This is a genomic window from Methylocella tundrae (genome assembly GCF_038024855.1).
Taxonomy (GTDB): Bacteria; Pseudomonadota; Alphaproteobacteria; order Rhizobiales; family Beijerinckiaceae; genus Methylocapsa; species Methylocapsa tundrae.
In genome coordinates, this window is record NZ_CP139089.1 from 484,100 (window position 1) to 506,752 (window position 22,653).

Sequence of the window (22,653 nt, forward strand, 5' to 3'; positions counted from 1 at the left end):
TCTCGGATTTTCCTTCAGGGGAGACATCGCTTCGATGATCGGCGCCTCGAATCGGCCGTTGTGACCGTGAGACGAGGAAAACGCCCGTGACTTCGAGACTGACGGTTGTTTATGGCGTTCGCGCCAGCGCCGCGGAGATCAAGGCGCGCGCGCAGGCGATCGCCGTCGAGCAGAGCGTCGAGATGCCGCTTTCGGCCATCCACGACGGTTCGATCTTATCGGACATTGTCGGACAGGTTAGGGCGATTGACGATCGCGGCAATGGCACGTTCGACGTCACCATTGATCTAGCGGCCGCGACGATCGGTTCCGACGCCGGTCAGCTTATCAATATGCTGTTCGGCAACACTTCTCTGCACGATGACGTCGTGCTTTCCAGCGCGATCCTTCCGAGTGAGATGCTGAGCGCGTTTGGCGGTCCCTCGCATGGGCTGTCGGGGCTTCGCGAGCGCGTTGGCGCAAAGGGGAGGGCGATGACATGCTCCGCCTTGAAGCCGCAAGGGCTCGGCGCGGAGGATCTCGGAAAGCTCGCCTTTGAACTGACGATGGGCGGTCTCGACTTCATCAAGGATGATCATGGGCTCGCCGACCAATCCTATAGCCCTTTCGTTGACCGTGTCCGCGCCTGCGCCGCGGCGGTTCGGAAGGCGAGCGAGCGCACAGGCCATCCGACGCGCTACGCGCCGAGCCTCTCGGGGTCTTACGCCGACATGGAGCGCCAGCTCGGCCTCGCGCGGGAAGAGGGGCTCGATGTCGCGCTGATCGCGCCGATGGTCGCCGGCCCGTCGAATTTCAACGCCTTACGCCGCAATCATCCCGACTTTGCATTTCTGGCCCATCCCACAATGACAGGCGCGCGTGTCTCGCCGGTCTTGTTCGCGCAGCTTTTCCGTTTGTTTGGCGCCGACGCGTCGATCTTTCCAAATTATGGCGGGCGGTTCGGCTATTCGCTCCTGACGTGCAAGGCGATTGCCGCGGGACTTCTTGAGAGTTTCGGCGGTCTCGCGGCAAGCGCTCCCGCGCCGGCGGGAGGCATGAGCCTCGACCGCACGCCGGAGCTGCTCGATTGCTATGGCGAAGACGTTATGTTGCTGATTGGCGGGGGCCTGCTCAGCGCGCCGCGTGAGGGCCTCGCGGCGGAGGCCGGACGCTTCGTTCGCGCGGTCGCGGATCATTGCTACCCGCGCATGTCGACGCCATGAGCTGATGAGCAATTCTCTTTCCGTTCGAACGATATCTTTGCGTTCAAGGCCAGGAACTGCCCCCCGATCTGCCTGAAACAGATTTTCGAGAAGATCGCGAAACCGCGGATCAGAGTTTTCCGGGCGCTTCAACAAAACGCGATAAGATGCCGAACTCAGTTGACGCGTCGCCTCATGAGGTTCGAGCGGAGCGGCATGCGTCGAGGTGAAGACGCTGCCAGTTCGATAGTGACTGGGCAAAGCTGAAGGGTTCCTTATTGAGCGAGGAACTCCACGTTACCGGAGGGCCATCGAATGCTGTCGAATTCCGAGGGACGATCAATTAGCGACCACAAACCCGAGCCGGCTGTGCGCCGGTCATTGGAGGGTTTTCGCTGGGAAGGCGTCTCCCATCGCCCCTATAAGGAGGCGGAAAGCGCGCCATTCAAGGCGATCTCCCGCCAGACGTTGTTCTCCGATCCCCGTCTTTTGGGCGAACTGCGCTACTTCGAGATCGAGCCTGGCGGTTTCTCGACGCTTGAGCGGCACGAGCACATGCACGCGGTCATGGTGCTGCGCGGAGAGGGCGCGTGTCTCGTCGGCGGGACGATCCGGACGCTGCGTCTGCATGATCTCGTCACCATCGCGCCCTGGACCTGGCATCAGTTCCGCGCGGGCGACAAGGAGCGGCTTGGCTTTCTCTGCCTCGTCAACGCCGAGCGCGATCGCCCGCAACTTCCGAGCGACGAGGATCTCGAAGCGCTGACGGCGAACCCTGAGATCGCAGCGTTTCTTCGTCGATGACGCAAGAAAAAGGCGCCTGGACAGGCGCCTTTTTCACGATCGCTCGCGAAGCCCTATTTCATGGCCTCGATCGGCGCCCCCCACGATCCCCAAACGTAAATGCACGAGAAAAGGAACAGCCAGATCACGTCCACGAAATGCCAGTACCAGGCGGCAAATTCAAAGCCGAGGTGGTGATCGAGCGAGAGTTGGCCGATCAAGGCGCGCAACAGGCACACAGCCAGAAAAATCGTGCCGACAATGACGTGGAAGCCATGAAATCCGGTCGCCATGAAGAAGGTCGAGCCGAAGATCGATCCTTTGAAGGCAAAGGGCGCATGAATATATTCATAGGCCTGCACGGTTGTGAACAGGACGCCGAGCAGAATGGTGAGCACGAGGCCGGCCTTCAGGCCCTTGCGATCACCAGTCAGAAGGGCGTGATGGGCCCAGGTCACCGTCGTTCCTGACGTCAGGAGGATGAGTGTGTTGAGCAGCGGCAAATGCCACGGATCGATCGCCTCGATGCCCTTCGGCGGCCAGACGCCGCCGGTGGCCTGAACGCGAGCATATTCGATCGCCTCGTTCGGAAAGAGGCTCGAGTTGAAGAAGGCCCAGAACCACGCGACGAAGAACATGACCTCGGAGGCGATGAACAAAATCATGCCGTATCGAAGGCCAATCTGCACGACATGGGTGTGGTAGCCGACGTTGGATTCCTTGATGACGTCGATCCACCAGGAGGCGGCGATGAAAAGCAGGGCTATCACGCCGACGCCAAAGATGAGGCCTTCGGGCTTGAACGCGCCGACCGAAAGATGCTTCATCCAGATTATGCCGCCGACCGCCATGACGAACAGGGCAATCGACGCCAGGACGGGCCAGGGGCTTGGATCGACCAGGTGATAATCGTGGTTCGGTTTGGCGTGGGCGTCCGACATCAGCTTTGACCCTCTTCCCGCTCTGAAGGCTCATCGAGCCTTATATTGATCACAACCGCGTCGCGCGGCTTCTCAACTAATCGCTGGCGCTTCCGCCCGTTTTTCACGCCGTTCGTTTGCGCGGCGCATTCCATCGCCTCTGCCAAGTTTGGACGCCTTGGTCAAGAGATCCTGCGAGGCTCAAAGCGGCTTTCCCGCTTCGCCCGATTTTCCATCGCCGACGACCACGGCTTTCTCCGGCTTCGCGGCGAAAAACGTGTAGGACAGCGTCACCACATCGACGTCCGTCATGCTGTTGTCGTGTTCAAGCGCCGGATCGAGAAAGAACACGACCGGCATCTCCACCGTTTCATGCGCGTCGAGCTTTTGTTCATTGAAGCAGAAGCAACTGATCTTGTCGAAATAGGCGCCCGCGCTACTCGGTCCGACATTATACATCGCCTGTGCGGAAAGGGCGTGGTCGGACAGATTGGTGACCTTGAAGTAGACCGTTGCGGTCTTGCCGGTACGCAGCTTGATCTGCGGCGTTTCCGGCTCGAAAGTCCAGTCGAGCCCTGGCGCGACATTGGCGTCGAAACGGACGATCAGATCGCGCTTTCCTTGATGGGCCGGCGCAACTTCCGCGACCTGTGTCGTGCCGCCGTAACCTGTCGAGGCGCAGAACATACGGTAGAGCGGCACAGCTGCGAATGAGAGCGCCAGCATGCCGAGGCTCGCGGCCACCGCGATTCCGGCGATGAGCCCTTTGCGATCCGCCTTCGATGGTCCGGCCGGCTCAGGGGAAACATTCATGGCGCGCGCCTCAAAGAGGACGAATGAGCACGGCGGGGCCGAGCTTGGCGATCGTCACGACATAGACGAGCGCAACGAATAATGCGATCGCGACGCCGATCGCCACATTGCGCTGGCGCCGGCTCTTTTCCTGCTCCGGCGTGAGCCGGACGCCTTCTGGTTTATTACGGATCGTCATAGAGTCACCATGACAGAGGAACCGCAATCTGCATCATCGCAAGAGTGCGCTCGCCGACGATTTCGGCGAAAAGCAGAAACAGATAAATAATCGAGAAGGCGAACATCCGCATGGCGAACCGGTTGGCCTGATCGCCGTCGCGCACAAGGTAGACGCGGGCGGCGTGGAACAGCATGAGGACGCCGAGCACGAAGGCGAGGAGCCCATAGACGGGCGAGGCGAAGCCGATGAGCCACGGCGCGAGGCCAAGCGGGGCGAGAACGAAGGCGTAAAGCAGGATGTCGCGCCGGGTGCGGTCCGCGCCCTTCACATTGGGCAGCATCGGAATGCCAGCGCGAGCGAAATCATCCGCCTTGACCAAAGCAAGCGCCCAGAAATGCGGCGGCGTCCAGACAAAGATGATGGCGAACAGCGTGAGGCTCGCAAGGCTGACGTGGCCGGTCACGGCGAGATAGCCGACCATTGGAGGAAAAGCCCCCGCAGCGCCGCCGATGACGATGTTCTGTGGCGTCGAGCGCTTCAGCCACATTGTGTAGATGACGACATAGAAAAAGATCGTAAAGGCCAGCAGCGCCGCCGCGAGCCAGTTGGCGACGAAGCCGAGCGTCAGGACCGAAAGGACGGTGAGGATCGCGCCAAAGCTGAAGGCGCTTTCCTTCGTCACTCTGCCCGCTGGAATCGGCCGCTTTTTGGTCCGCCGCATCACGGCGTCGATATCGGCGTCATACCACATATTGAGCGCGCCAGACGCCCCGGCGCCGACGGCGATGGCGAGAAGCGAGGCGAAGGCGATAATGGGATTAACATGCGTCGGCGCGATCAACATGCCTGTCAGGGCGGTGAAGATCACGAGCGACATGACGCGCGGCTTCAGTAAGGCGATGTAATCGCCGGGAGTGGCGATCGAAACCGCAAGGTCCTGCGCGCCGTTGCCGGTCTCGCTGATGAAACTCATGTGTCGGACTGCTTCAACGTTGGAGTTGACGACATATTCCGGCGCCCTCCGGCAAAAGCCTTGGCGTTGCGGCGAAGAAGTCAGGAATGACGCGCCGATCGATCTAAAAGGGTGGTCGATCGCCGTAGGCCGAGGGCGTCTTGTTTCTTTCGAAAGTCCTTTTGTCTTTCGAAATTTTCAACGACGCCCTCGCTTAAAGGCCGCTCAGTGATCCGAGCTCACAATCCGGGGCAAGGTCTCGAACGTATGGAACGGCGGCGGAGAGGACAAGGTCCATTCGAGCGTGGTCGCGCCGACGCCCCAGGGATTGTCGCCTGCGAGGCGTTTCCTGGCGAAGGCGTCATAAACGACATAGAGGAACAGGATGACGCCGGCGAAGGAGAGGTAGGAGCCGAAGGACGAAACCCGGTTCCATAGCGCGTAGGCGTCGGGATAATCGATATAGCGGCGCGGCATGCCGGCGAGGCCGAGGAAATGCTGCGGGAAGAAAGTGAGGTTGACGCCGACGAACATCAGCCAGAAATGCGCGTTGGCGAGGGTTTCATTGTAGAGGTAGCCCGACATTTTCGGGAACCAGTAGTAGAAGCCCGCAAAGAGCGCGAACACCGCCCCGAGAGACAGAACGTAGTGGAAATGCGCCACGACGTAATAGGTCTCGTGGAAAGCGCGGTCGATGCCGGCGTTCGCGAGGACAACGCCCGTGACGCCGCCGATGGTGAACAGCAGGATGAAGCCGGCGGCCCAGATCATCGGCGTCCGGAAGCTGATCGAGCCGCCCCACATCGTTGCGATCCAGGAAAAGATCTTAACGCCGGTCGGCACCGCGATGACCATCGTCGCAAAGACAAAATAACGCTGCGTGTCGAGCGACATGCCGACCGTGAACATGTGGTGCGCCCACACGACGAAGCCGACGACGCCGATCGCGACCATGGCGTAGGCCATGCCGAGATAGCCGAAGATCGGCTTGCGCGAGAACGTCGAGACGATGTGGCTGATGATGCCGAAGCCGGGCAGAATCAGAATGTAGACTTCGGGGTGGCCGAAAAACCAGAAGAGATGCTGGAACAGCAGCGGATCGCCGCCGCCTGACGGATCAAAGAACGTCGTGCCGAAATTGCGGTCCGTCAGCAGCATGGTGATGGCGCCCGCGAGCACCGGCAGCGACAATAAAAGCAGGAAGGCGGTGACAAGGACAGACCAGGCGAACAGCGGCATCTTATGCAGGGTCATGCCCGGCGCCCGCATGTTGAAGATGGTCGTGATGAAATTGATCGCGCCGAGGATCGAAGACATGCCGGCGAGATGCAGCGACAGGATCAGGAAGTCCATCGCCGGCCCTGGATGGCCGACATTGCTCGACAGCGGCGGATACATGACCCAGCCGCCGCCAAAGCCCAGCATGCCGGGCGCGCCTTCCATGAACATTGAGGTGACGCCGAGAGCGAAGGACGCGGGCAGAAGCCAGAACGAGATATTGTTCATGCGCGGGAAGGCCATGTCCGGCGCGCCGATCATGATCGGCACGAACCAGTTGCCGAAGCCGCCGATGAGCGAAGGCATGACCATGAAAAAGATCATGATGATGCCGTGCATCGTGATCGTCACATTGTACATGTTCTTCGCCACGTCGATCGCCGTGTCGGGCGTCGCGCCTTCGAGAGCGATGGCGAGATGATTGAAGACCTGGATGCCGGGCTCTTGCAGCTCCATGCGCATCAGGACAGATAGAAAGCCGCCGATGACGCCGGCGATGATCCCGAAGATGAGATACATCGTTCCGATGTCTTTGTGATTGGTCGAATAGAGGTAGCGGCGCCAACCGGTCGGATGGCCGTGCTCTTCATGGACTGTCGTGCTGGTCGCCAACGGGAGTCTCCCTAGATTGCTGTTTTATTGTCGCGCCTAGCGCAGCTCGGCCGCTGGCGCGTTCGTATTGGCCAATTGTATCGAATGAGGCGCGTTCGAAGCAAATTTTTTGGCCGCCGAGGCGAGCCAGGCCGTATATTGCTCGGGGCTCACGACGCGGAAGGCGATCGGCATGAAAGCATGATCCTTGCCGCAGAGCTTGGAGCATTGGCCGTAGTAAACGCCTTCGCGCTCAGCCTTGAACCAGGTCTCGTTCATGCGGCCGGGAACCGCGTCGATGCGAACGCCGAAAGACGGAATCGTGAAGGAATGAATGACGTCCGCGCCGGTGACCAGCACATGCACCACCTTGCCGACGGGCACGACGGCCTCATTGTCGACGGAGAGCTGGCGGATATCGCCGGGCTTTAGATCTGATTCGGGGATGAGATAGGAGTCGAAGGAAAAGCCGCCGCCCTGATCTTTCGGATAATCATAGGTCCAGTACCACTGCTTGCCCGTCACCTTGACGGTGATGTCGGCCGGGGGCACCACCAATTGATGCGTGAGCAGCCGGAAAGACGGGATTGCTATGATGACGAGGATCATCACCGGCAGCACGGTCCAGGCGACTTCAAGCGTCGAATTGTGTGTCGTCTGCGCCGCGACAGGATTGTTCTTCTCGTTGAAGCGGATCAGGACGTAGGCGAGCAGGGCGAGGACGAAAAGCGTAATGCCGACGATGATCGGCAGCAGCACCCAATTATGGAAGAAGTGCATCTCATGGGCGATAGGGGTGACGGCTTCCTCGAAGGTGATCTGGCCCGGGCGCGGAAAGCCATCGGCGTAGGCCGAGCCTGCCGCGAGGGTCGCCAAGGAGAAAGCGGAGGGAAACAAGCCCGAGCGAAGGGTTTGAAACAGACGGGCTGCAGTGCTGGCAAATCTCATAAAGGTCGAAGCTCCGGTTGCACGGCTGACCCTCCGCGCCTACCATTTCCCATTCAGCTCGTCCAGAGCCGCTGAGAAAGGGCGGGGAGAATAGTTCAAAACCACAAAGTTTCCTTGAGCGCAATCAACCCGGCCGCGCCAGCCTTGCGGCATAAGCGCGCGATCGCTTCCCCGGCGCTCCGCCGTTTGGCGCAAACGCCTTGCAAAACGCGGCGGCCAGGGCGAAGCCGGCAAATCCGTCCTACTTTACTTGACAGCCCGACGCGATTTGCTAGGCAGCAGGTCGGCGCGTGATGATGTTGAAAAAATGGATCAAGCGCGCGAGTCGAGTTCCGGAGAAAACATGGCTGACGCCGTCGAACATCATCGCAAGCATGTCTTCGCGCGTTCTCTCCGGACGCCCTCGCGCAGCGGGGTCTGGATCGTTGGCGCCGCCCTGTGCGCCGCCGTGATTTTGGCCGCGGGCAGCGGAGCTCGGGCGCAAGGCGTCGTCAAATCCAAGAATGGCGACTGGGAAACGCGTTGCGAGACCCCGCCCGGCGCCTCCAAAGAACAATGCGCGCTGCTGCAAAGCGTCGCCGCCGAGGACAAGCCGAACATTAATCTCGTCGTGATCGTGCTGAAGACGGCGGATGGGAAAAGCCGGCTCCTGCGCGTTATCGCTCCGCTCGGCGTGCTGCTGCCGTCGGGTCTCGGGCTGAAAATTGATAATGTCGACGTCGGCCGCGCAGGCTTCGTGCGCTGTCTGCCGACGGGATGCGTCGCCGAAGTCGTCATGGAACAGAAACTGATCGACCAGATGAAGAGCGGCGCAAACGCGACCTTCATCATTTTCCAGACGCCGGAAGAAGGCATCGGCATCCCGCTGGCCCTCGCGGGCTTCCGCGAAGGTTTCGACACATTGCCCTAAAGACGGATTTCGTCCAGCCTCTGACTGCGCCTTTCATCAAAAGTCAAAGTATTATGTCGCCGGGAAACCGTCGCCGCTTTCCAGCGGCGTGCTCCAAAGCGCGGCCGCTTCCTGGTGATCCCTTTGGCTGTCGCGAAGGTTATCGCATTTTCTGAAAGCCGGCTGACGGTCGCAGCGACTGAAGGGGCGATCACGTCGTCCACGAAAAGGCGTCATTTGGCGACCCGCTGGCGGGAACGGGCCGGCGCTAAGCCGAGGGGCTATTCGGCGGCGTCCCGCAGCACGACAAGGCGCGAGGCGGCCGTCTCGGCGAGCGCGGCCGCGACCCGCGTCATGGCGGCGCGCACCTCCTCGAAGCGCTCCGACCGGACCACATTGTGTTCATCCATGTAGAGACCGCGGCTGACCTCGATCTGAAGCGCGTGGCGATTGGCGGCGGGCGCGCCGTAATTCTCCGTGATGTAGCCGCCGGCATAGGGCTTGTTGCGGGCGACGCTGAAGCCCTGACTGCGCAATTCCGCCTCGACGACGTCGACAAGAACTGTCGCGCAGCTGGCGCCATGCCGATCGCCAAGCACGAAATCGGCCTTCTGTTTGGGGGCGCCCGCCATCGCTTCGCGGCCGTGGCTCGAAAACAATCCGCCGGCGGGACTCACGGCGGAGGGCATCGAGTGGCAATCGACCAGCACGGCCAGTCCAAAATTCAGCTGCGCGCGGTCGATCAGTGCGCTGAGGCGGGCATGATATGGCTTGTGCAGCTTCTCGATGCGCCGCAATCCTTCTTCCAGCGGGAGCCGTCCGGCGTAGATCTCTTGCGCCTGGCCGACGACGCGCGGAATTGTGCCGAGCCCGCCTGCGACCCGGATCGAGCGCGTATTGGCGAAGGCCGGCAGCCGTCCTTCGAACATGCGCGGATCGAGCTCATAGGGCTCGCGGTTGAGGTCAAGATAGGTGCGCGGAAAAAGCGCTCGGATCATCGGCGCGCCAAGCGCCACGCAGCCATTGAACAAGGCGTCGACGAAAGCGTCTTCGGAGCGCCGTAACTGCAGCGAATTCAGCCGCGTGCGCTGAAGAAAGCGCCGCGGATAGACATCGCCCGAATGGGGTGAGGAAAACACCAGCGCGGAGGTCAGCGCCTGCGGTTCGCTCACCTCAAAGCCTGGATCGAGCTCCGGTTCGATGTCGCCGCGTTGGCCCGGGGGCTCGGAAATCATCAATCGTCCTCAAGGGAGCCGAAGCTTCGGGAAATCCTAAAGGGAGCCAATTTGCCAAGGACGCGGCTCGCTGTCCACATCTATCCGCGATCGCAGCGACTGACCGGCGCTGATCGTTGAAAACGCAGCGGCGATTTGACCGGCAGGACAAATTTGTCACGTGCTTTCGGAAAACATCCGCGATGGGCCGCAAACACGCCTGGCCGCGTTTGCGGCCTCAGATTTTCATGGGATTTTTACCTAATGCGCCTTTGCTTGGCCGGCATTGCGAGGCTCCCATGAATGACATGAATTTCCCGACACAATCAAAAATCCAGCTTGGCAAGATCCTGCTCGCCGAAGACGACAGCGACATGCGCCGCTTTTTGGGCAAGGCTCTGCAGAACGCCGGTTACTCCGTCGCTTCCTTCGACAACGGACTTTCGGCGTATGGGCGGCTGCGCGAAGAACCGTTCGAGCTGCTTCTGACCGATATTGTCATGCCCGAGATGGACGGCATCGAACTCGCCCGGCGGGCGACGGAGCTCGATCCCGACATAAAGGTGATGTTCATCACCGGCTTCGCCGCCGTCGCGCTCAACCCGGACAATAATGCGCCGCCGCAGGCGAAGATCCTGTCGAAGCCTTTCCATCTCAAGGATCTCGTCAACGAGGTGCAAAGGCTGCTCGCGGCGTGAGGCGATTTCCGTTTGCCGCGCGTGCTGCTATGCTTCCCCGCATGACGTCAGCAAACGCTCCTGATCGCGCGGCGCGGCGCCGGGTTCCGTTCATGGCGCTTTGCGTCGCTTTCGGCGCGATGAACGCGGTTGGCCTTCTTCCAGCCAAAGCCGGCTCGTTCCAGGAGTGTCTCGCGGCGCTTCGCCCTTCCATCCTCGCGAGCGGCGTCAGCGCGGCGACGTTTGATAAGGCGACAAGCGCGCTTCAGCCCAATCCCGACGTTTTTGTGCTGGCGCAGGCGCAGCCGGAGTTCAAGACGCCCATCTGGGACTATCTCGCCGGCCTCGTCGACGAGGAGAGGGTAAACGACGGGCGCGCGATGATGCAGCGGTGGGCGCAGGCGCTGGCGACGGCGCAGGCAAAGTTCGGCGTCGACGGAGCGACGATCGCGGCCGTCTGGGGCGTCGAATCCGATTTCGGCCGCAGTTTCGGGACGCGGCCAATCATACAGTCCCTCGCGACGCTCTCATGCGGCAGCTTCCGGCAGGCCTATTTCAGGACCGAATTCACGGCTGCTCTCAAAATTCTCGATCATGGCGACATAGCGCCAGAGCAGTTCGTCGGGTCGTGGGCGGGAGCGTTCGGCCAAACGCAGTTCATGCCCTCGACCTTTTTGCGCACGGCGGTCGATCTCGACGGCGATGGGCGCAAGGACCTCATCAACTCCGTGCCGGACGCCCTCGGCTCGACCGCCGCCTATCTGCGCAAGGGCGGCTGGACGCCGGGCGTCGAATGGGGTTTCGAAGTGCGGCTGCCGCAGCGTTACGCGGGTCCCTCCGGGCGGACCCGCAAAGAGCCGATGGCGGCCTGGGCTGCGCGCGGAATCGTCCGGATCGACGGCTCGCGGCTCGATGGCGGCCCCAACGCCGGCCTGCTGCTGCCAGCTGGCCCGAACGGGCCGGCCTTCCTCGTGACGCGTAATTTTGATGCGATCTATTCATACAATGCCGCGGAGTCTTACGCGCTCGCGATCGCGCTCCTGTCTGACCGGCTGCGCGGGCGCCGAGGGCTTGCGACGCCCTGGCCAACCAACGACCCCGGCCTCTCGCGGGCCGATCGGCGCGAGCTGCAATCGCTTCTCATGCGGCGCGGCTATGACCTCGACGGCAAGGCGGACGGCGTCATCGGGACCAAGACCAAGCAGGCGATCAGCGATTTTCAGGCGAAGGCCGGACTGCCGCCGGATGGCCGCGCCAGCGTTTCCGTGCTCGCCGCCGCGCGGGGCCGGTGAGATTGCGAGACTGACGCGGCGCCGTCACCAGACCTAAATCACATAGATCTTGTCGGTCAGTTCGTCCCTGCCGCCGCCCGGCGGAAAATGCTGGTTCAGCACCGCGCCGCATTGCTCGACGGCGGACACGAATCCCGTCGCGAGATCGCCTGCGCGAATCTGGGCGAGCAGGGCGTCGACCGCGCCCTGCCACACGGACCGGTCGACCTTTGACGCAATGCCGTCGTCGGCGACGATGCGGACGTAATGCTCGGCGAGCGACACGAAGATCAGCACGCCGGCGCGGTTCGTCTTGCGCGTCATGCCTCTGATCATGAACTGCTCCATCGCGGCGCGATGGGCCTGCTCGCGGCGCACGCGGCCCGGCACGAGCTGATGTCCGAGGCCGGACGATGAAAAAACGAGATAGAGCGCGGTGAAAATGAAAACTTGAACCAGCAGGATCTGCTGCACTGAAAGTTGTGTCATGGCGATGAGGGGCCAGGGGGCGGCGAGCGCGATCAGCGCCGACCAGGCGACCGCATAGGTCATGTAGTCCGACGAAGCGCGCGAGAGAACGCAGACGATCTCTCCAGCGGTTCGCGATTCGGCCGCGGTGATGGCGGCGTTGATGCGATTCTGGTCTTCGGTCGAAAGGATCATCACCAACTCCCTGAAGCGCCGCCGCCGCCAGACGATCCGCCGCCGCCGGAAAAGCCGCCGCCGCCCCAATCGTCAGAGCCGCCGCGTCCGCCTCCGCGGCCAGAATTCGCCAGCATGCCGAGGATGAAGGACAGAAGATTGCTCCAGAAGAAATCGCGATCGTTCCGCGGCCGCTCGGGGCCTTGGCCCTGGCCGTCGCCGCGCTGCGTGCCCCAGCGCGGATCGCCGCCCGTCGAGACGCTGGCCATCCCGCCCTGGCGGGGCGCGCGAAACAGCAGCAGCACGACAATGACGAACAGCGCGAGGACGAGCCACGGCGTCAGCGAATCACTGCGCGAATCGTGGCGGTCGAGACGCAGGTCAGGACGCTTTTGCCACTCCGAGGCGTCCGTCGTGAGCACGGTGATGACATCATCGACGCCGCGCTCGACGCCGCCGCCGAAATCGCCAGTCTTGAATCGCGGCGCCATCGCGTTGGAGATGATGATTTTCGACAAGGCGTCGGTGAGCGTCCCCTCGAGGCCGTATCCGACCTCAATGCGCACCTTGTGCTGTTTTGGCGCGATGAGCATCAAGACGCCGTTATTTTTGTCCTTTTCGCCAAGCTTCCATTCGCGAAAGAGGGCGTTGGCGTAAGGCTCGATTTCGTCGCCATCGAGCGAATTCACCGTGGCGACGACCAATTGGATGCCGGATTTGGTCTCCAACGATTCGAGTTTGGTCTCGATCGCGGCCTTCGTCGCGGCCGGGATGACATTGGCCGCGTCGACGACGCGCCCCGTGAGCGGCGGAAAATCATAGGCGAAAGCAAAGCCGGCGCAGAACAAAACGGCGAGGCATAGAAAAGCTGCTGCGATCCGCCGCGAAAGAGCGAGGCGGCGCGGAGCCGGAGCGGATGCGGCGAGGAGGCCGCCCCCGCGATCAGTCCAGAGCGGGAAAAGGCCGACGCTCAAAATTTCACTTGGGGCGCGGTCTGCGCCGCATCATTCGCGGTGAAGGTGGCGAGCGGCTGTTTGCCTGCGAAAACCGTCTTGGCCCAAAGGATCGTCGGGAAGGTTTGCAGGGCGGTATTATAAACGCGCGCGGCTTCAATATAGTCGCGCCGTGCGACGGCGATGCGGTTTTCCGTGCCTTCGAGCTGCGACTGCAGCGCCAGGAAGTTCTGGTTCGATTTCAGATCCGGATAATTCTCGCTGACCGCCAGGAGCCGGCCGAGCGCGCCTGACAATTGGCCTTGAGCCTCCTGGAATTGTTGCAGTTTCACGGGATCGGTCAGCTGCGAGGCGTCGATGTTGATCGAGGTCGCCTTCGCTCTTGCCTCAGTGACGGCGGTGAGCGTGTCTTTTTCCTGCTTGGCGTAGCCCTGGACCGTGGCGACGAGATTGGGAATGAGGTCGGCGCGCCTTTGATACTGGTTCTGCACGTCCGCCCATTTTGCTTTCGCCTGCTCTTCGAGCGTCGGGATGGTATTGTAGCCGCATCCCGAAAGGCCCAGCCCAAGCATGAGGACGGCGATGACCGACAACAGCCGTCTCAGCGGTCGGTCGAGCGGCGAGACCTGTGATTGACTTTGAATCGAGTTTTCAGAAAGCGTCATGCCCAGGTCTCCCAGCTTCAGAAGAGGTCGATCGTCGCCAGCAATTAAACCAATTGTGATAAGGTTGAAAGAGAGATAGCTATTACCCTCTCGCAGATAGTTGCTCCCGCCCCGGTCAACAGGATTTGACTGGCGCGAGCCTTTGGTTTCACTACAGTCCACTACTATCATGACATCTATGCCGATACGCCTTTCCACGACAATGAAGTGATCAATGGGATTATTCAGAGGATTTCCACTGATTTCCTGTTCGGGAGCCTTGTCGCGGATTATCCTGCGCGCGGCGCTCATTGTCACAGCCTGCTGCTCCGCCGAGGCGGCCTCGAACAATGCCGTCGCCCTCAATTCGGTGCTGGAGCTTTTTACCAGTCAGGGTTGTTCGTCCTGCCCTCCGGCCGACGCCTTGCTGGCGACGCTGGCGCGCAAGCCCGATGTGATCGCGGTTTCCTTCGCAGTTGATTATTGGGATTATATCGGCTGGAAAGATACGCTGGCTGCGCCAGCTTTCGCGGCGCGGCAGAAAGCCTATGCGGCGGCGCATGGCGAACAGCATGTCTATACGCCGGAAATCGTTGTGAATGGACTGGCCGGCGTAGTCGGCAGTGACCGCCAGGAGATCGAGGAGGCCGTTCGCGCCAGCAAGGGACGCGAAGGCGCCTTGACGCTGCCCATGCGGCTGTCGCATTCCAACGGCGCCATTGTCATCGAGGTGGGGGAGGGCGAGGGCGGCCCCGCCGAGGTCGTGGCGTTGCGCGTCGTGCGCTCCAAGGTAGTGCATATCGGCCGCGGCGAAAATGCCGGACGCAGCGTGACTTACACCAATGTCGTGCGCGCTATCGACAAGCTTGGCGACTGGACCGGCTCGACTGCCACCTTCAGGCTGCCCGAGACCGGCGAAGAGGGCGAGGGCTACGTCGTCCTTCTGCAAAAAGGACCGCTGGAGAAGCCGGGCGTGATTCTCGGCGCCGCCAAGACCGCGGGCCTCTGAGGCGCTTTGAGGCGACACGGGTGCGCGGGGCATGATCGTCCTTGGGGGCGCCGCAGTCAGCGCCGCCTTCTCTCGTGCGCTGCCGAAACCTGATATTTTGGCGCAATCATCCGCTACAGGCTCTTTTCCCTGCCGAGCTTCCCTCCTATAAATAAGGCGTCGCTTTTCCCGCCCTGTCCAATTCCCACGAAAGTTGAAAAGTTTTCTCGGCTGCTTTTTGCTTTATCGCATTTTCTCTGGCGCGAATCCGTGTCTGCTTCGCCGGAAAGTGCTCTAATGCGTCGGATCGACAAGGAGCGTTACAGACTCATGAATTTCCGTTTCTCTCCGGGCGCGGCCGTCGCCGTCGCATCGGCCCTTGTGGCGGCCTTTATCCCCGCCGCGGGTTTTGCTGCAATCGGCGACGTGTCTCTCCGGCAAAAGGCGAGGCTATCTCAGGATGAGGCCGGAGCCTGGCTCGAAGCCAAAAAGGCCGATCCAAAGTCGATGGACGCCAAAAAAGGGGACGCCAAGAAAGACGATTCGAAATCTGATTCCAAATCGGGCGACTCGAAGAAAAACGGCAAGCCGGTTCAGGTCGGCTCATATGGCGACTGGGGCGCTTTCGTAGCGCAGGGGTCGAAGGATAAGACCTGTTATGCGCTGGCGACGCCGAAAGAGCGGGCGCCGGCGTCGCTGAAACGTGATCCCGCATATGTTTTCATCTCAAACCGTCCGGCGGAGAAGGTTCGTAACGAAGTGTCGATCATCATGGGCTTCGCCATGAAGGACGGCGCCGAAGCGCGCGCGGACATCGGCGGCTCGACTTTCGATCTTGTCGCCAAGGGCGCCAACGCCTGGATCAAGAATCCTGCCGAGGAAAGTCAGTTTATTGAGGCTTTGAAGAAGGGCGCGAAGCTGATCATCAAAGCGCCGTCGATCAAAGGGAACCTGACGACCGACACATACTCCCTTTCGGGGATATCGCAGGCGCTTGAGAGAGTTCAAAAAGATTGCCCCTGAGAGGATGCCGGGCGGCAGGCGCACGTCGCAAAAGGATCGCCTTGTGCGTTTCATGGGCGCATAATGACTTTAGCTGAGGAAGACGCGGCAAACGCGCCACCGGGAGGAAGATCAAATGTCCGAGAAGATTTATCCCGTCGTTCCGGAATGGAGTAGAGACGCCTACGTCGACGCGGCGCAGTACAAGGCGATGTACGAAAGCTCCATGGCGGACCCCGATCAATTCTGGGGCGCTCACGGTCGCCGGATTGATTGGATCAAGCCGTTCACGAAAGTAAAGAACACCTCCTTCGATCCGCATAATGTCTCCATCAAATGGTTCGAGGACGGACTTACCAATGTGTCGCTGAATTGCATCGACCGTCATCTTGCCGATGACGGCGAGCGGACTGCGATCATCTGGGAAGGCGACGACCCGAACGAATCCAAACATATCAGCTATAAGCAGCTGCACGCCGAGGTCTGCCGCCTCGCCAACGTCCTCAAGGCGCATGGAATCGGCAAAGGCGATACGGTTACGATCTACCTGCCGATGATTCCCGAAGCGGCCTACGCCATGCTCGCTTGCGCGCGCATCGGCGCCATCCATTCAGTCGTCTTCGGCGGTTTTTCGGCCGATTCGCTGGCTGGCCGCATCGAAGGCTGCAAATCGAAGCTCGTCATCACCGCGGATGAGGGCTTGCGCGGCGGCCGAAAGGTGCCGCTGAAGGTCAACGCGGACGCCGCGATCAAGAAGACGTCGGGCATCGTTGAGACGGTGCTGGTGGTGCGGCGCACGGGCGGCAAGGTCGCCTGGACCGACGGCCGCGACGTCTGGTACGACGAGGCTCTGGCGAAGGTGGGCGCCGACTGCCCTTATGAGCCGATGAACGCGGAGGATCCGCTTTTCATCCTGTTCACCTCCGGCTCGACCGGCGCGCCGAAAGGAGTCGTGCACACGACTGGCGGCTATCTCGTCTACGCGTCGATGACGCACCAATATGTCTTCAACTATCATCCGGGCGAAGTCTTCTGGTGCACCGCGGACGTCGGCTGGGTGACCGGGCATAGCTACATCCTCTATGGCCCTCTCGCCAATGGGGCGACGACGCTGATGTTCGAAGGCGTCCCGACCTATCCCAGCGTGTCGCGCTTCTGGGACATCATCGACAAGCACAAGGTCAATATCTTCTATACCGCTCCGACGGCGATTCGCTCTTTGATGGGCGCCGGCGATGCGCCGGTCAAGGCGTCGAGCCGGGCCTCGCTGCGGCTGCTCGGCTCCGTCGGCGAGCCGATCAATCCGGAAGCCTGGGAATGGTATTACCGCGTTGTCGGCGAATCACGCTGCCCCATCGTCGACACCTGGTGGCAGACGGAGACCGGCGGCATTCTGATCAGCCCGCTGCCGGGCGCAATGGATCTGAAGCCCGGATCCGCGACGCTGCCTTTCTTCGGTGTCCAGCCGCAGGTGGTCGACGCCGGGGGAGAGGTGCTGGAAGGCGCCTGCAGCGGCAATCTCGTCATCGCCGATTCCTGGCCGGGGCAGATGCGCACCCTCTACCAGGATCATGAGCGCTTTGTGCAGGCCTATTTCATGGCCTATCCCGGCAAATATTTTACCGGGGACGGCTGCCGGCGCGACGAGGACGGCTATTACTGGATCACCGGCCGCGTCGATGATGTCATCAACGTCTCGGGCCACCGCCTCGGCACGGCGGAAGTCGAAAGCTCTCTCGTCGCCCATGTGATGGTCGCCGAGGCCGCCGTCGTCGGCTATCCGCATGATCTGAAAGGGCAGGGCATTTACGCTTATGTGACCTTGATGAGCGGTGTCGAGCCGAGTGATGCGCTGCGCGCCGAACTCGTCTCCTGGGTGCGCAAGGACATTGGCCCGATCGCTTCGCCGGACGTCATTCATTTTGCCGATGGGCTGCCGAAGACGCGGTCGGGCAAGATCATGCGGCGCATTCTGCGCAAGATCGCCGAAAAGGAATTTTCGGCGCTTGGCGACACCTCGACCCTCGCTGATCCCTCGGTGGTCGACGATCTCATCCGCAACCGCGCCAGCTGAGACGCGGCGGCTTGATGCAAAAAGGCCACGGTTCCGCCGCTTTTTCGCCGCGGCGGGCGAGTTTTAGGCTTGGTTAAAGTCGTCTTTGCTATGGTCGGATCGACCGTTGGGGTCTGCCCCCAATAGCGTCGATTCGACAATATCGGTGGACGACAATGGGTATGACGCGCCGCTGCGGCGGGCTCTCTTTCTTTCGGTTGGATTTTGTAAGTTTTCCTGGTTCCGGCGCTTCCCGGGCGAGCTTCGCAGCGGCGGCCAAAAAGGGCGCTCTTATCGCCGGCGCGATGGCGGCCAGTCTCGCGGCCCTTGCCCCCGCCGGCGCTCTCGCGCGTGAAGTCGTTGCTTTTCCGCTGTCTTACCCGCCGGGAATGATCGTCATCAAGGAGAGCGAACGCAAGCTCTATTATGTCATGGGCAATGGCGAGGCCATCCGTTATCCGGTGGCGATCGGCAAGGCCGGCAAGGCGTGGCGGGGCGAGGCCTATATTGCGGGCAAGTTCGTGCGGCCCGCGTGGTCGGCGCCGGCGGACGTTCGCCGCGACCATCCCAATTTTCCCGACGTCATTCCGGGCGGCTCACCGCGCAATCCGATGGGCGCGGCGGCGCTCACGCTGTCTTTGTCTGAGGTTGCGATTCACGGCACCAGCCAGAGCATGCGCAAGTCGGTCGGCACGGCGGCCTCATACGGCTGCATCCGCATGTTGAATGAAGATGTCGTCGATCTCTATGGCCGCGTCCGGATCGGCACGCCCGTCATTGCAATCCCCTGATTTTCGCGCCGCTTGGCCCCCGGCGGGATCACGTCTTGAGACAATGGCGTCAAGAACGTGATGGCCTGAAAGCGATGTCGCGCGCCTTCGACGGCGGCGCGCCCTTTATTTTCGTGACGGATTAGCGTAACCAACGATTTGGCTTGGCGATAGCGCGGCCGCAACCGGCATCGCGGCCGCAGCTTCCGCAGTGGGAAACGCGAGCGCGGAGTTGACGCCGCACCGCGGGTTGTGCTCGACTTGGCCAGGGGCGCCGCTATTGTCGGCGCCGCGGGCCTCGGTCCGCTCGGCGAGCGCCGCGTCTTGCTCGAGCTAATGGGCCGGTTCGAGCGGGACTGTCTGAGAACGCATGGCGTAGGAGTAATCGGTGGAAACGAAGGCTCTCGATCAAACCGAACTCGTCAACCAGATCATCGATGTCATCGTCAAAGAAGGAATGATCGATCGCGAGAAGGTCACCCTGGATGCGACGATTGAAAGTCTTGATCTCAAATCAATCGACATTGTGATGATTTTGACGGCCATCGAGGAAAAATTCGACGTGTATATCCCCATGGATGGTCCTTTCCATGAGGCGAAGGACATCAAAAGCCTGATCGACGCGATCGCGGCCTATATCATCAAAGAAAAATCATAATATGAGCGCCAAGCGACGGGTCGTCGTCACAGGCATGGGGGCTGTGTCGTCCGCGGGAATTGGGGCCGACGCCCTTTGGCGCGCCGCCCGCGACGGGCGCTCCTGCGTCGGGGAAACGCAATTCAATCGGCCCTATCGCGGCCGCATCAAGATTTCGGCGCAAGTGCAAGGGTTCGACGGGGCGGCCCATATCGAAGCCAGCGTGCTGCCCTTCTGCGATATCGTTACGCAATATCTGTTGACCGCCGCGGATGAAGCGATGGCGCAGGCCGGGCTTTCCCGCGCCGAGCCGATGGGCGCGCGCACCGCCTCGATCATCGGCACCGGCGTCGGCGGCATGCATACGATCGAGGACGGGCTCCATCTTGCGCTGGTGGAGCAGGGCCGGCCGACGCCGCTCACCGTGCCGCGTCTTATCGCGAGCTCGCCGCCGTCGAATATCAGCATTCGCTACGGCGCGACGGGCCCCTGTTTCGCGGTGGCGAGCGCGTGTTCATCCGCGACCCAGGCGATCGGGATCGGCGCGCATCTCATTCGCTCCGGCCTCATTGACCGCGCCATCGTCGGCGGCACGGAAGACTGCATCACCAACAGCTCGATGCTGGCCTGGGAGGCGCTTCGCGTCCTGACGCCGGACGTGTGCCGCCCGTTCTCCAAGGGGCGCAACGGCATGATTCTCGGCGCTGGCGCCGCCGTTTTCATCCTTGAAAGCGAAGACGTCGCCCGGGCGCGGGGCGCTGACGCGCTGGTCGAACTCGCCGGCTACGGCACGACGGCCGACGCCAAGGATCAGGTCCGTCCGGACGCCGGCGGCGCCGCGGCCTGCATGCGCCAGACGCTGCGGGACGCCGACTGCTCGGAGGAGGAGATTGATTACATCAACGCGCATGGGACCGGCACGACGGTCAATGATCTGACCGAGTCGGAGGCCCTCGGCATGGTGTTCGGCCAGCGGCTGCCGCATATCCCGGTTTCGTCGACGAAGCCGATTCACGGACATGGGCTCGGCGCCGGCGGCGCGCTCGAGCTCGTCGTCACCATTGGCGCTGTGCGCAACAACATCGCGCCGCCGACGATCAATTGGCGCGAAGCTGACGCAAAATGCCCGATCGACGCGGTGCCGAATGAGGCGCGGCCCACGCCCATTCGCACCGCGCTCACCAATTCCTTCGCGTTCGGCGGCATCAACGCGAGCCTCATCGTGCGTCGCGCCGAGGCGGCATGATCGCGGAGGATCTGCGCGCGGCTGAGGGCGGCGATGCGCCGGTCCAACTGCGTGGCGTTGGGGTCAGGACCGACGCGGAAAAAATCGCGGCCTTTCGGCGTGAGTCAGGCGATTTTGTGGGGCAGACCGCAGGCGAAAACTTCGACCCGAACGCGGTCCCGCTGACCTATCCATTCTGCTGGCTGACGATGCCCGAGATCCGGCCGACACTAGAGGGACAGATCGGCGCCGGCTTTCTGCCGGTGCATGAGGCGCAGAGCTTCGACTACGTTCGTCCTCTCGCAGTCGGCCGCGATTATCTGCTGGACTTCACGTTCACGCGCACGAGCGATCCGGAGCGGCTCACCGTCAAGGTCGCCATATCGACGCCGGACGCCGGAACATGGGCGACCTTCGAGACGGTGCTGCGCATTGTCCCTTTGGCCGCCATCGCGGCGCCCAGCAATGAGTGAGGCGGCGGCCGGCGCGCCGCTTTCCAACTGGCCGAAAGTCGGAGAGACGATAGGCCGGACGGATTTTGGTCCCTTCTCAGGCTCGCATCTTCGCCGCTACGCCCTCGTCTCCGGCGATGACAATCCTTTGCATCTCGACGCCAGCGCCGCCGCGGCGGTCGGGCTCGAGGCGCCGCCCGTGCACGGCATGCTGATGATGAGCTGTTTCGAGCCGGCGCTGCGCCACTGGCGGCGCGACATCATCATCTGCCGGCTTTCGGGCAAGTTCCTGCGTCCGGTCCTCAGAGATGGCGCGATCAGCATTACGGGGCGCGTCGCGCGCGCGGTTCTCGAGCCCCGGCCTGAACTCTTCCTGCGCTTGATGGCGTATGGCCCCAATGGCGATCTCGCCATTTTGGCGGAGGCGACGGTGCGGCGTCTTGAGCCTTGGCCGCTTTGACATGCAGCCCCGGTCAATCCTCATCACCGGCGCGTCGAGCGGCATCGGCCGCGCCCTCGCGCTCGACTATGCCGCACCCGGCGTCAGGCTGGCGCTCATCGGGCGCAATAAGGAACGACTCGACGCCGTGGCGGCGCTGGCGCGCGGGCAGGGGGCGGAAGTCGACGCCGGGCTTGTCGACGTCCGCGATCAGGACGCTATGGCGCGCTGGATCAGCGCCGCTGACGCGCGCTGCGGCTTTGATCTCTGCGTCGCCAATGCCGGAATTACGACAGGGCTGGCGCCAGGCGAACTGACGGAGGACCCGCAAGCCGTTCGCGCCATTTTGAGCTCCAATCTTCTTGGCGTGCTCAATACCGTCGAACCGCTCATCGTGCCGATGTGCGCCCGCAGGAACGGGCAGCTTGCCTTCATCGGCTCAATCGCGGGGTTGCGTGGGCTGCCTTATTCGCCGGCCTATTGCATGACCAAGGCGGCGGTGCACGCCTATTCCGAATCGGTGCGCGGCCGGCTTGAAGCGGAAGGCGTGTGCGTCAGCCTCATCATCGCCGGATTTGTGAAAACCCCGTTGAACGACAGTATCGACGCCATGAAGCCGCTCGAGGTCAGCGACGCGCAAGCGGCGCGAATCATTCGCCGCGGTCTCGACCGGCGCAGAGCCGTCATCGCCTTTCCACGGCGGCTTTACTTCGTCGCCCGGCTCGGCAGGCTTTTGCCGATTCGGCTTGTCGACAAGATTTTATCGCGTGTTGAAGTCAAAGCGCCGAAGACGCAAGAGCGCGTCCGATAGAGCCCATTTCACGCCTGATGTTTGTTTTCTTGCGGGTCAATAATGGCGTTCGCAAGTTTGCCTGATCACAAATGCGGCGCTTTTAAGACTTTGGTAATGTTAAGTTTTTATCACGAAGGTCTACTCAATTCCTGCAACAATCTGTTGCAATTTGTTGGTTGTTCCACTGCTCGATTTATTGCTTGTTCCAGCCTGAGAGTTTCTCTCCGCGGAAGTCGTTCGAGCCTTCGCTCCATCCGGCGCGCCGTTGCGCAAAGATCTGGAGTCAATCCTCGCGGCGACATCCCCGTGTAAGGCGACCGGCGATTTTAGCGCTGCGAACGGCACCACGTTCGCGCCAAGATCAACGGCAGGCCGAGC

General features: G+C 61.8%; 24 protein-coding genes. 14 read left to right on the forward strand and 10 right to left on the reverse strand.

Annotated elements, in window-relative coordinates; translation table 11 throughout:
• Positions 1-86: 86 nt before the first annotated feature.
• On the forward strand, positions 87-1,202 hold the full coding sequence (locus SIN04_RS04655) for a RuBisCO large subunit C-terminal-like domain-containing protein (RefSeq protein ID WP_341264245.1): 1,116 nt from the start codon (positions 87-89) through the stop codon (positions 1,200-1,202).
• A gap of 294 nt (positions 1,203-1,496) precedes the next feature.
• The gene (locus SIN04_RS04660) at positions 1,497-1,985 is read left to right on the forward strand and encodes a cupin domain-containing protein (protein WP_134486590.1); all 489 of its coding nucleotides are present in this window, start codon (positions 1,497-1,499) and stop codon (positions 1,983-1,985) included.
• Between the two features lie 53 nt (positions 1,986-2,038).
• Here the strand turns inward: SIN04_RS04660 and SIN04_RS04665 are convergent, their stop codons facing one another.
• The 6 genes from SIN04_RS04665 to coxB all read right to left on the reverse strand — a co-directional run bounded on the left by SIN04_RS04665 (position 2,039) and on the right by coxB (position 7,626).
• Entirely contained in the window at positions 2,039-2,905 is an 867-nt protein-coding gene (locus SIN04_RS04665; protein ID WP_134486593.1) for a cytochrome c oxidase subunit 3, read from the reverse strand.
• Positions 2,906-3,085: 180 nt separating this feature from the next.
• Positions 3,086-3,697 (reverse strand): cytochrome c oxidase assembly protein, encoded by a 612-nt coding sequence (locus SIN04_RS04670; RefSeq protein ID WP_134486596.1) that lies wholly within the window; start codon positions 3,695-3,697, stop codon positions 3,086-3,088.
• A gap of 10 nt (positions 3,698-3,707) precedes the next feature.
• Positions 3,708-3,875 carry a hypothetical protein gene (locus SIN04_RS04675; protein WP_166795847.1) on the reverse strand — a complete coding sequence of 56 codons (168 nt, stop codon included), beginning with the start codon at positions 3,873-3,875 and terminating at the stop codon, positions 3,708-3,710.
• Between the two features lie 4 nt (positions 3,876-3,879).
• Positions 3,880-4,830: a heme o synthase gene (locus tag SIN04_RS04680; RefSeq protein ID WP_134486599.1), complete on the reverse strand. Its 951-nt coding sequence runs from the start codon at positions 4,828-4,830 to the stop codon at positions 3,880-3,882.
• A 204-nt stretch (positions 4,831-5,034) separates the two neighbouring features.
• Positions 5,035-6,699 (reverse strand): cytochrome c oxidase subunit I, encoded by a 1,665-nt coding sequence (gene ctaD / locus SIN04_RS04685; RefSeq protein WP_134486602.1) that lies wholly within the window; start codon positions 6,697-6,699, stop codon positions 5,035-5,037.
• A 36-nt stretch (positions 6,700-6,735) separates the two neighbouring features.
• Positions 6,736-7,626 (reverse strand): cytochrome c oxidase subunit II, encoded by an 891-nt coding sequence (gene coxB, locus SIN04_RS04690; protein WP_134486605.1) that lies wholly within the window; start codon positions 7,624-7,626, stop codon positions 6,736-6,738.
• A gap of 343 nt (positions 7,627-7,969) precedes the next feature.
• Here coxB and SIN04_RS04695 point away from each other — a divergent pair, with 343 nt between their 5' ends.
• Positions 7,970-8,536, forward strand: a complete 567-nt coding sequence (locus SIN04_RS04695) for an invasion associated locus B family protein (RefSeq protein ID WP_244605672.1) — start codon at positions 7,970-7,972, stop codon at positions 8,534-8,536.
• 260 nt (positions 8,537-8,796) lie between these two features.
• Here the strand turns inward: SIN04_RS04695 and SIN04_RS04700 are convergent, their stop codons facing one another.
• The gene (locus SIN04_RS04700; protein WP_134486608.1) at positions 8,797-9,750 is read right to left on the reverse strand and encodes an N-formylglutamate amidohydrolase; all 954 of its coding nucleotides are present in this window, start codon (positions 9,748-9,750) and stop codon (positions 8,797-8,799) included.
• Between the two features lie 278 nt (positions 9,751-10,028).
• Here SIN04_RS04700 and cpdR point away from each other — a divergent pair, with 278 nt between their 5' ends.
• Together cpdR and SIN04_RS04710 are read left to right on the forward strand one after the other, a co-directional pair.
• Positions 10,029-10,427: a cell cycle two-component system response regulator CpdR gene (gene cpdR, locus SIN04_RS04705; protein WP_174511552.1), complete on the forward strand. Its 399-nt coding sequence runs from the start codon at positions 10,029-10,031 to the stop codon at positions 10,425-10,427.
• A gap of 41 nt (positions 10,428-10,468) precedes the next feature.
• Complete coding sequence (locus tag SIN04_RS04710) at positions 10,469-11,698, forward strand: lytic murein transglycosylase (protein WP_423135993.1); 1,230 nt, start codon at positions 10,469-10,471, stop codon at positions 11,696-11,698.
• A gap of 33 nt (positions 11,699-11,731) precedes the next feature.
• Here the strand turns inward: SIN04_RS04710 and SIN04_RS04715 are convergent, their stop codons facing one another.
• From SIN04_RS04715 to SIN04_RS04725, 3 genes are read right to left on the reverse strand one after another with little or no spacing between them, the layout of a single operon-like run.
• Positions 11,732-12,340: a TPM domain-containing protein gene (locus SIN04_RS04715; protein WP_134486614.1), complete on the reverse strand. Its 609-nt coding sequence runs from the start codon at positions 12,338-12,340 to the stop codon at positions 11,732-11,734.
• Positions 12,340-13,293: a TPM domain-containing protein gene (locus tag SIN04_RS04720; protein ID WP_341264246.1), complete on the reverse strand. Its 954-nt coding sequence runs from the start codon at positions 13,291-13,293 to the stop codon at positions 12,340-12,342. Before SIN04_RS04720 ends, SIN04_RS04715 begins: the two co-directional genes overlap by 1 nt.
• Complete coding sequence (locus SIN04_RS04725) at positions 13,290-13,844, reverse strand: LemA family protein (RefSeq protein WP_134492279.1); 555 nt, start codon at positions 13,842-13,844, stop codon at positions 13,290-13,292. The genes SIN04_RS04720 and SIN04_RS04725 overlap by 4 nt, the downstream gene beginning before the upstream one ends.
• Before the next feature lie 352 nt (positions 13,845-14,196).
• Here SIN04_RS04725 and SIN04_RS04730 point away from each other — a divergent pair, with 352 nt between their 5' ends.
• From SIN04_RS04730 to SIN04_RS04770, 9 genes are all read left to right on the forward strand, one after another.
• The gene (locus SIN04_RS04730) at positions 14,197-14,925 is read left to right on the forward strand and encodes a DUF1223 domain-containing protein (RefSeq protein ID WP_244605673.1); all 729 of its coding nucleotides are present in this window, start codon (positions 14,197-14,199) and stop codon (positions 14,923-14,925) included.
• Positions 14,926-15,234: 309 nt separating this feature from the next.
• Positions 15,235-15,927 (forward strand): invasion associated locus B family protein, encoded by a 693-nt coding sequence (locus tag SIN04_RS04735; protein WP_341264247.1) that lies wholly within the window; start codon positions 15,235-15,237, stop codon positions 15,925-15,927.
• A gap of 115 nt (positions 15,928-16,042) precedes the next feature.
• Positions 16,043-17,980 carry an acetate--CoA ligase gene (gene acs / locus SIN04_RS04740; protein ID WP_134486620.1) on the forward strand — a complete coding sequence of 646 codons (1,938 nt, stop codon included), beginning with the start codon at positions 16,043-16,045 and terminating at the stop codon, positions 17,978-17,980.
• 284 nt (positions 17,981-18,264) lie between these two features.
• A complete protein-coding gene (locus tag SIN04_RS04745) occupies positions 18,265-18,750 on the forward strand; it encodes a L,D-transpeptidase (RefSeq protein ID WP_134486623.1) in 486 nt (161 codons plus the stop codon).
• Positions 18,751-19,117: 367 nt separating this feature from the next.
• A complete protein-coding gene (locus SIN04_RS04750) occupies positions 19,118-19,387 on the forward strand; it encodes an acyl carrier protein (RefSeq protein WP_134486626.1) in 270 nt (89 codons plus the stop codon).
• Between the two features lies 1 nt (position 19,388).
• Positions 19,389-20,612, forward strand: coding sequence for a beta-ketoacyl-[acyl-carrier-protein] synthase family protein (locus SIN04_RS04755; protein ID WP_134486629.1), 1,224 nt, complete (start codon positions 19,389-19,391; stop codon positions 20,610-20,612).
• Positions 20,609-21,064, forward strand: a complete 456-nt coding sequence (locus tag SIN04_RS04760; protein WP_134486632.1) for a hypothetical protein — start codon at positions 20,609-20,611, stop codon at positions 21,062-21,064. The genes SIN04_RS04755 and SIN04_RS04760 overlap by 4 nt, the downstream gene beginning before the upstream one ends.
• A complete protein-coding gene (locus SIN04_RS04765; protein ID WP_134486634.1) occupies positions 21,057-21,503 on the forward strand; it encodes a MaoC family dehydratase in 447 nt (148 codons plus the stop codon). Before SIN04_RS04760 ends, SIN04_RS04765 begins: the two co-directional genes overlap by 8 nt.
• A 1-nt stretch (position 21,504) precedes the next feature.
• Complete coding sequence (locus SIN04_RS04770; RefSeq protein ID WP_134486637.1) at positions 21,505-22,293, forward strand: SDR family NAD(P)-dependent oxidoreductase; 789 nt, start codon at positions 21,505-21,507, stop codon at positions 22,291-22,293.
• Positions 22,294-22,653 lie beyond the last annotated feature (360 nt).

Bases quoted from the DNA above. Each gene is read 5' to 3' on its own strand.
- SIN04_RS04660 (WP_134486590.1), top strand. From the start codon at position 1,497: ATGCTGTCGAATTCCGAGGGACGATCAATTAGCGACCACAAACCCGAG.
- SIN04_RS04665 (WP_134486593.1), bottom strand. From the start codon at position 2,905: ATGTCGGACGCCCACGCCAAACCGAACCACGATTATCACCTGGTCGAT.
- SIN04_RS04670 (WP_134486596.1), bottom strand. From the start codon at position 3,697: ATGAATGTTTCCCCTGAGCCGGCCGGACCATCGAAGGCGGATCGCAAA.
- SIN04_RS04675 (WP_166795847.1), bottom strand. From the start codon at position 3,875: ATGACGATCCGTAATAAACCAGAAGGCGTCCGGCTCACGCCGGAGCAG.
- SIN04_RS04680 (WP_134486599.1), bottom strand. From the start codon at position 4,830: ATGAGTTTCATCAGCGAGACCGGCAACGGCGCGCAGGACCTTGCGGTT.
- coxB (WP_134486605.1), bottom strand. From the start codon at position 7,626: ATGAGATTTGCCAGCACTGCAGCCCGTCTGTTTCAAACCCTTCGCTCG.
- SIN04_RS04695 (WP_244605672.1), top strand. From the start codon at position 7,970: ATGGCTGACGCCGTCGAACATCATCGCAAGCATGTCTTCGCGCGTTCT.
- SIN04_RS04700 (WP_134486608.1), bottom strand. From the start codon at position 9,750: ATGATTTCCGAGCCCCCGGGCCAACGCGGCGACATCGAACCGGAGCTC.
- cpdR (WP_174511552.1), top strand. From the start codon at position 10,029: ATGAATGACATGAATTTCCCGACACAATCAAAAATCCAGCTTGGCAAG.
- SIN04_RS04710 (WP_423135993.1), top strand. From the start codon at position 10,469: ATGACGTCAGCAAACGCTCCTGATCGCGCGGCGCGGCGCCGGGTTCCG.
- SIN04_RS04715 (WP_134486614.1), bottom strand. From the start codon at position 12,340: ATGATCCTTTCGACCGAAGACCAGAATCGCATCAACGCCGCCATCACC.
- SIN04_RS04725 (WP_134492279.1), bottom strand. From the start codon at position 13,844: ATGCTTGGGCTGGGCCTTTCGGGATGCGGCTACAATACCATCCCGACG.
- SIN04_RS04735 (WP_341264247.1), top strand. From the start codon at position 15,235: ATGAATTTCCGTTTCTCTCCGGGCGCGGCCGTCGCCGTCGCATCGGCC.
- acs (WP_134486620.1), top strand. From the start codon at position 16,043: ATGTCCGAGAAGATTTATCCCGTCGTTCCGGAATGGAGTAGAGACGCC.
- SIN04_RS04745 (WP_134486623.1), top strand. From the start codon at position 18,265: ATGGCGGCCAGTCTCGCGGCCCTTGCCCCCGCCGGCGCTCTCGCGCGT.
- SIN04_RS04755 (WP_134486629.1), top strand. From the start codon at position 19,389: ATGAGCGCCAAGCGACGGGTCGTCGTCACAGGCATGGGGGCTGTGTCG.
- SIN04_RS04760 (WP_134486632.1), top strand. From the start codon at position 20,609: ATGATCGCGGAGGATCTGCGCGCGGCTGAGGGCGGCGATGCGCCGGTC.
- SIN04_RS04765 (WP_134486634.1), top strand. From the start codon at position 21,057: ATGAGTGAGGCGGCGGCCGGCGCGCCGCTTTCCAACTGGCCGAAAGTC.
- SIN04_RS04770 (WP_134486637.1), top strand. From the start codon at position 21,505: ATGCAGCCCCGGTCAATCCTCATCACCGGCGCGTCGAGCGGCATCGGC.